Source organism: Limnospira sp. PMC 1279.21 (assembly GCF_032349615.1).
GTDB classification, from domain to species: Bacteria; Cyanobacteriota; Cyanobacteriia; order Cyanobacteriales; family Microcoleaceae; genus Limnospira; species Limnospira fusiformis.
Genome location: NZ_JARPLU010000184.1, coordinates 1 through 8,255, shown reverse-complemented (window position 1 = coordinate 8,255; position 8,255 = coordinate 1). Strand labels below are relative to the sequence as shown.

4 protein-coding genes and 1 pseudogene are annotated in these 8,255 nt (G+C 39.9%); 2 read left to right on the top strand and 3 right to left on the bottom strand.

What is annotated here, in order from left to right; translation table 11 throughout:
- Positions 1-85: 85 nt before the first annotated feature.
- Complete coding sequence (locus P5683_RS20530) at positions 86-481, top strand: hypothetical protein (protein WP_006669782.1); 396 nt, start codon at positions 86-88, stop codon at positions 479-481.
- Here P5683_RS20530 and P5683_RS20525 read toward each other — a convergent pair.
- Positions 438-2,207, bottom strand: coding sequence for a glycosyltransferase family 39 protein (locus P5683_RS20525; protein ID WP_006669781.1), 1,770 nt, complete (start codon positions 2,205-2,207; stop codon positions 438-440). The genes P5683_RS20530 and P5683_RS20525 overlap by 44 nt on opposite strands.
- 109 nt (positions 2,208-2,316) lie before the next feature.
- Between P5683_RS20525 and eis the strand changes: the two genes are divergently transcribed.
- Entirely contained in the window at positions 2,317-3,651 is a 1,335-nt protein-coding gene (gene eis / locus P5683_RS20520) for an enhanced intracellular survival protein Eis (RefSeq protein ID WP_006625912.1), read from the top strand.
- Between the two features lie 115 nt (positions 3,652-3,766).
- Here the strand turns inward: eis and P5683_RS20515 are convergent, their stop codons facing one another.
- A complete protein-coding gene (locus P5683_RS20515) occupies positions 3,767-7,414 on the bottom strand; it encodes a helicase-related protein (protein ID WP_315640980.1) in 3,648 nt (1,215 codons plus the stop codon).
- 34 nt (positions 7,415-7,448) lie between these two features.
- Positions 7,449-8,255 (bottom strand): annotated as a pseudogene (locus tag P5683_RS20510) (hypothetical protein); the annotation flags it as partial.

Genomic DNA, 8,255 nt, shown 5'->3' with positions numbered 1-8,255 from the left:
GTTTCCTCTCCGTGATCAATCACGGAGCTTCCAACCCTCCCAGGAGTTTTACGTGATAAGTTCGTTCACTCACACACAGTCATCTATGAATGCTGATACTTTTAACTCTCACTCAGTTAATTGTCCCATTTGCCACCACACTAGCGTTTTGCCTTCAGTAGGGGTGTTTGGCGGACTGTTTACCTGTCCTAACTGCCATACTCATCTGGTAATTAGCAACAGTGGTCATTATGTGCGAGATCCTTTTTCTTGGCAACATTGGGCGATCAGTAGAATGCTAAGGCGGCAGAGTCATCCGTTGGCTAGAATTGGTCGTGATGTTTGTTCAACTAAACCGTTTTCTTTAGTGGCGATCGTTAGTAGTCTGCTACTGTTAAGTTTGGCAGTGGTGGTAAGTGATCGCCTAAATTATCGCCATCAGATACTTGACCCCAATATTACCGAATTTGAGCAAGATGCAGGCGATTACCCTTTTCCCTAAATGGCTTTAATCCTTTGATGGGTTTGGGGATTTCAGAAGGCATAATTAGAGTCCACCCTTCTATAGTTCCCAAAACTCTGCTATCTGGGAGTTGGAGGTTATGGAGGGTTTGCTGATCAACCAGAAAATAGGCTGAGGGTGAGTTGTGCCAGTAATGCTGTAGGGCTTGGCTATCTACGGGACGTATTTGCCGTCCGCTATAAAAATCTAGGGAAGGTCGCGAGTAGGGGTAGGATGTGTAAATCTGTGCCTCCGGGGCTGTATGTTGTTGGATGAGACTAGCAACGGGTTTGACGGGGTAGGACTCGCCCAACTCCCAAACCCAGTGATGTGAGGAAACAAATAGCAGCAGGGATAAATACATCCCCCAGCACAGAATGACTAAAAATTGGCGATCGCATTCGACTAACAATAGGGTACTAACAGCCATGGTTAATGCTACGGAAGCACAGGTTAACTGAAGGTTAATGTCTAAAGTAGTGGTATCAGTTAGGGTTAACATTCCGCCAAAATATAGCCCTCCTAGCCAAGCTACAAAGGCTAAGATACTAAATAGGGGCCAGAGGCGATCGGGACGGGGACAGAGATAATCTGGGGTTAGCAACTGGTCTGGGGGGACGCTGGGGGAAGGCTTTGTTTTTTGCCATCTACCAATTTCATGATCTCCTTCTTCCCAAACTAGGGCTAGATAACTTCCTACCGCTAGGGCGAAGGCTGGATAAATGGGCATAATATACCAAGGGAGTTTGGTATTCATCGCAGATACCGCGATTAAATAAACTCCTGTCCACACTAATGTTAACCGCGCCCAACTTAAATTGCGATCGCGCCAAGCTAATCTTAATCCTCCTAACCAGAATAATAGCCAGGGGGCGCTCAATTTAATGATTTCCAGTAAATAATACCAGGGGGGTCCTTTGTGGTTTTCCACCGACTCCCAAATTCTAACTAGGGACTGATCTACTAGGTTGGCGATTATGAAGTCAAAGCCATAATATTGCCATTGGGAAGCATACCAAAACGCTACGGGTACTAAGCCTAGCCCTAAGCCCCACCACAGGAATTTTGAGGTCAACAGTCGCGGGGTATCCCACAACAAAAATCCGAAGGCGATCGCTCCTAATAATACCCCTAATAGCACTCCTTTGGTGAGACACAATAACCCAAATGCTAACCCAGACCCCAAGGCGTAGCGCAAATCTCGCCGCGCGCGCAATACGCAGACCATCATTAGGACTAGGAAAAATAATACCGCCCCATCTAACATGGCTAAACGACCGTGACGGACTACTGGAATTAGGGTTAAATAAACTAGGGCCGAAAAAATGGCCTGGGTGCGACGGTGGAAAATTTCCCGCCCTAGAGTGTATAATAGGGGTACGGATGTGGCTGTTAATAAGGCTCCTGGTAGACGGGCTGTCCATTCGTTTACGCCCCCTATTTGATAAAATAGGGCGATGAACCAATGGATTAAGGGGGGTTTGTTTAAGTAAGGGTCTCCGTTTAGGGTCGGGTGTAACCAGTTAGCATTCCCTGTGATTAACTCCCGCGCTACTTGGGCGACAATTCCTTCGTCCCAGTCTCTGATGGCCACTCCCCCTAAATCTATGGTAAATAATAGTAAGGCGGTGAGCCATAATCCCCATCCCCATAGGCGATCGGCTTTTTGGTAGGTAGTGAATATTGGGCTTTTTGGTGTTCGGTGTGCGGAAATTCGATGAAACATAGTCCCCCATGCGATCGCTCAGTTTGACGGTATTTGTAGAGTTCTTTCTAGTTGGAAATCTTCCTTAACTAGCTGAGTTGGTGCTGATTTTAACACAATAACTCAGATTTTGGCACTCTGTCGCGATTCTATCTTACTTGGGGAGGCGGCGGGGGGCGATCGCTATATTAATATAGGATTCAGGAATTATTGGGAAACTTTGATGACTGGGAAGAGTCTCGATATGGGTAGTCCGAAAAAAAACCATGGCTTTCAGATGAGAACATTAACTATTGATGATCTCAAAGCCTTTAATGAATTATTGCGCTATGTGTTTCAAGTTACTAATCATGATTTGCATAAGATTGGTTGGAATGAAGAGGAAATTGAGCGCGAAAAACGACCTATACTTGAGGCTGCTCATGTTTTGGGATGGTTTGATCATGATAAGTTAATATCCCAAATTGCTATATATCCTATGAAGGTTAATATTCATGGGGTGATTTATAATATGGGTGGTTTGACTGGCGTGGGAACTTATCCTGAGTATGCACAACATGGTCTGGCTAAGTCTCTGATTATGCAAGGATTACTTGAGATGAAAGCTAGGGGTCAAACTATTTCTTATTTGTACCCCTATTCTATCCCCTATTATCGAAAAAAGGGTTGGGAAATTATTAATGACCAGATTAAATATACTATTCCTGACCATAAATTGCCGCGCATTACTGACGTTTCTGGTTATGTGCGGCGTGACCACGCCGAGGGAGATATTATCAAAGCTGTTTATCAAAAATTTGCTGAACAACAGCATGGCGCATTGATTCGTGGGTCCCTAGAATGGCAGGAATATTGGCGCTGGGATCAAGATGATTTGCGTGCTGCTGTATATTATGATCAGAATGATCAACCGGCGGGTTATGTGCTTTATTACATTGCTAATGATATCTTTCAAATTAAGGATATGATTTATCTGGATGAAGATGGTCGCCGGGGTCTATGGAACTATATTAGCGCACATCAATCTATGGTGGAAAAGGTCATAGGTTGGCGGTATACTAATGACCCCTTGGCTTTTCTACTGGATGATTCCGAGATTACTGAGGAAATTTCACCTTACTATATGGCGCGCATTATTGATGTCGAAAATTTGCTCAAGTTCTATCCTTTTCAGCCTCCGGTTAATGCGACTTCTCTCTCTTTCATTGTGCGCGATGATTTGTTGAATGATAATAATGGTGTGTTTACGGTGGAATGGCTGGATGATGGGACCACTAACATTACCCGTAAAAAAAGCTGTCATGAGGCGAGAATGAGTATTCAAACTCTGGTTTCTTTGTTGATGAATTATCGCCGTCCTAGCTATTTCTATAAGGTGGAAAGGTTGCGCGCTGACCCTCAAGTGGTGGATTTGCTGGAAATGATTATCCCTCGTAATGAACCGTTTTTCTCTGACTATTTTTAAGGGGAACTTTATCGGCATTGATTTTATAGTCAAGTGTATAGACATACTCCGCCTTCCAGTCCAATTATAACCAAGAAATTTTCAGTTGTCAACCCCCAATTCAGAGAATTTCTGATCAATGGTGATTTTGAGAGAGAATGAGATTGAGGATATTTAATTCTGTGGAGGTAAGCAGATAGCGATCGCTAAAAACCTTAGATCGCATTTGTTCAAGACTATAACTTCTAAAGATGACAAAAGGGAATTCTTGATAGCGATCGCCAATAGGTAGGACTTGTTCACATGGGTAGAGTAGATTAATATATTGACTGAGGATATGACGGAAACTGTTATTGTCCGTTTCATGTATTTGGGACTGAAAATAATGGCGGATTTGTTCTCCGACAATAAAGGTAAATAAAGGAATCGCGTAATATTGACAATCCCAGGAGTTGTGTTGTTCAAGTATTTGAGTCCGATAGTGGTGTTCTTGGAGTTGATCAATTAAATCGATCGCACCTTTAATACTAGCGGTGAGACTAGGAGGATATTGGGAACTCTCACGAATCGCAATCATTTTTTTTAAAAGTTCCGTATTCGCATATTCCGCAATTTCCCTTAATCTCATTTGGTAAGACTCTTTTAAACCAGAGTTAATATTAACCAAGATTAAGCTACCACATATATGACCAAGTTCTGGTTTTTTCAGTTCTAGCAAACCTGTCAAGGGGTCACAATATTTAGCAAACTCAGCATTAAATTCTCGGATAAGTGTTAAATAGGAGATGCTGGAATTATCGCGGCTATATTTAGATTCATCACTACCATTGAGCAAAAACTCACACCGATTCAGCAATTCTTGGATATGTGTAGAGACAGTGTTTAAGGTAGTGTTTTTAGGATTTCTTTTGTATTCTTTGTCTAATTGCTTAATTAAGGTAGATAACTGACCCGTGAAACTTTGACCAGAAGCAGAAACAGATTTTCCTCCAATGGGAATCATCAAAAAGTTACCCCTTCCCACTTGACCATATCCTTGTATTCTGGTCATGATCGCAGTTTTGAGAATAACTAGCAAGTTTAACATACTGATCAGACTTTCTTGAATGGAGAGATTAGGGTCGCTATCATCTCCGTAGTAAATAGCGCGATCGCATAAGTAAAAAGTCAAGAATTTCTGGTGATCATCAAAAGTCTGCAATTTTCCTTCTTCCCAAAACTGTCCGCGACAGCGATAAATAACTTGGATAATTTCCATTAAGTTAGTTTCGACTTGAAACCGAGGAACTTCCACTAAAATATGAGTAGATTTCGGGAAGGATAAACCCCGACTAGCGGAGGAAGTCATAAATACCACTTTGACCTGGTTTTGATATTGATGGATTTCTTGTCTTTCCGTATCGCTGAGGTTAGCGTGAACTTCTAAGTAGTCTTGATTTTTGACAAAGGTTTGCTGTTTTTGGATCTCTTCAATTAGCCGTTGTAGTCTGGTTTTGTCTTGGATATAAACTAAAATCTGACCCGTATTTGGTTCCTGAATGAGTTGATTAATATCGGTGAAAATCTTAGATAATACAGTTTTGGGAAGTTGGACTTTGGTTTCCGATAGTTGGTCTTGATTAAATTGGACAGATTCAATAAAGGGTTTATAGGTGATAGTCAGATCTTTCGCGGGATAGGAGTTAGCGTTAATAGCGATCGCCGACTTTTTGTTAAATTCAAATTCCTTAGACGAGATAGAATCAATATCTGGTTGAGATACCCGACGGAAGAAAATTTTATCAGGTTCGGGAGACGTTTCTGATAGGTGTTGTGTAATCACTTCCGGGTCAACAATGGAAGCATCTGCGACAATTACCTTAGTATTGAATCCATATTCACGATTAGTTAATTGGTATTTATTAATAATTTTGCGAATCCCGTCGAGAAATTCAACCCCGCTATTATCTCCGGTAATTTCATCAATCATAATAAATATATTTTTGATGCGTTGGGAGAGAGACTGCATTTTTTTAATATCAACTTTATTAGTTCTTTTGCTGTATGCTGTCTCAAAAATTTTCTCGAAGTTTTCTAAAGTATTCTTACCAGTATTAGTAATGCGTAAAGATTGTATACAAGCTGTAGCCACAATATGATTAGAGAAATCATCATTAATTAAATTAGATATGGCTTCACACAGGGTTGATAATACCCCATTAACCTTATGTGGAGATGGTTTTAGGCGATTATCGGCGATGCGTTCAACTGATTTATAACCGGGATATGAATGCGGTTTTTCTCTTTGGTTAATCGGGATAAATTTAACTGAGTGAAGGATAAACTCATCTTGATGTTTGGTGGCGAGATAATTAACCGTTGAAGAGGGTGCGTTATTTTGGAGAAGGATAAAGTTAGTGGTAACACAAAATAGGCGATCGTCGCTAAGATGATCAGTTTCTGAGTTTTTGAATTTTTCGATAATATCTAGGTTAACTTGTTTGCGAGGACTGACATAAAAGAAGAGAAAACCCTCATCAATATGAGATTTCAAAAAATCCACGATCGCCGTAGTTTTTCCAATTCCGGGATTTCCGGTCAGAAAGATATAAGTATGGACTGAGTTTAGGTATTTTTTGACGGCTTCCGCGTGGGGTTGTCTCAGGTCTAGGGTACAACTAAAATTATCAATAATTTCTGTGTGGGGGGGGATGATATTAATGCGATCGCGACTAATATTAGATAGATTTTTCAGGAAGGATTTACCATTTTTAAAACTTTTGGCGACATTGCGGCGAATTAGATCCATTACCTGTTTTCTCGCTGCGGTAATTTCTGCATCTTTGGGTTCATTTTGATAAATATTCGCACAGGTAGCGAGTAAATCCCAATGGTGTTGACTTTGGGGATTTAGGGATAGGTTGCTAAGACTGCGATCGCTATATCCGACTACATTAATCATCGTAGAGTTTTCAGGTTTGACTATTCCGAATTGTTTTAAAAAACCATAAAAGCTATAAGCATAACTAGCAGCTTGAATTAATTTAACACATTCCTTATCTTGTCGCTTAAATGCGGTAAAGTATCGTTTGATATCCTCCGAAAATTCCACATCAAGATTTTGCGGATCTCCCGTATCCAGCCGCAATTTTACGAAAACACTTTTCGATTTCAGATAATTAATCTCTCGTTTGAGTAACCGACGTTGGTTGTCTAGGTTTTTATCGGTTAAATCCATTAAATCTTCAATCGCTTTCACCGAAAATATGGATAAATCTACCACTAATATTCTCAGGTTATTTCGGTGTCTCAGTAACATTAAAGTGTCAGCTTTCAAAAACTCACCTTTCTGGCTGTATTTTTCCCAATTGATATTCGGTGGTCTAGGTGAAAATTCATCTTTTAACTGCGACGACCACTCCTCAATCTGTAGCCGTTTATCTTTGGGAAATAGGTTGATACTGTTATCATCAGAAAAGCTACACTGATTATAAATAATATGATACTTATGGTAATTTTTTCCCAAGGATTTCAGATATTCTCGAAAAAAGTTCAACCCCGATAACCAACCTTTCTGAATCAAAAATAATCCCCATTTTTGCAGGTTATTCCTAATGGCTTCCTCGTCGGTTATGTTGGCATCTTTGATAATTTTCCGTAGCATTTCTGAGAATCGCAATTTTTGCAAATCCCGACTATACAAATCAGCGAAATTATTGTCAATTTTAGCTTCCGATATCGCTGATAAAATCCCAATATTGAAACCTACCTCAAATAATCTTCCGAAATTTTCTGCGACTTTCATCTGTCAACCTCAATCATTATCGTGATTATTCAACTTATTGATCAACCAGGTTATTGGTGGAATCCGATTGGGGTCTCCGTCGATTCTGGGGATACAAAATCGAGTTAACCTCACTCAAAAAAGCCAAACTATTAAAATTGGCTTTTCCATTAATATGATTAAAAACAGATTTTTTGCGTAAAGAATCATCACCAATAACGCGATCGTAGGGATCTAGTTTAATCTGGATCTTGTTTCTAACTAATTTTTTTTCTAATCTGTAAAAGTGGAAAAAAGTCAAATATTGCAGAATGTCTTGTTTCAGAGAGTTATCATGAATCAATCCCTCCCGAATATGCTGATCGTCCAGGACTCCTTGATAGATATTTAATAAAGTTGCGTAGGACATCACCCCATTATAAAAGCGATCGTCCTCGTTTTTGGTTTTCACAGATAAACCATTAAAGAGATTAAAAAATACCACCACGTTTTTACTAGGGTCCTCTACCAAGTTTAATAATTTAGCAGTATCCTTGAGACTATAGGAAACCTGGTCTAAGGTTTTCATTTTTCTTTTTCTGACATAATACTTATTAAAGAAAACCGGATATATTTTAATATCTGGTAATCCTGATTGGAGAGATTTAATTAAAGTGGGTGACATGAAATAAAACTCATCTTCATTATCCACTTGTTTGGTTAGGTTTAAATTATCAGTAAATGGCGCTTTGGCTATATACAAAAAGTGACGATATCCTAATTCCTCGTAAAGATAATCTACTACATCCATTAAAATTGAGGGTTCTGTATATATAGCACAAGACAGAACACTTAGGACGTATAATGGAGAGGACGAGATGAC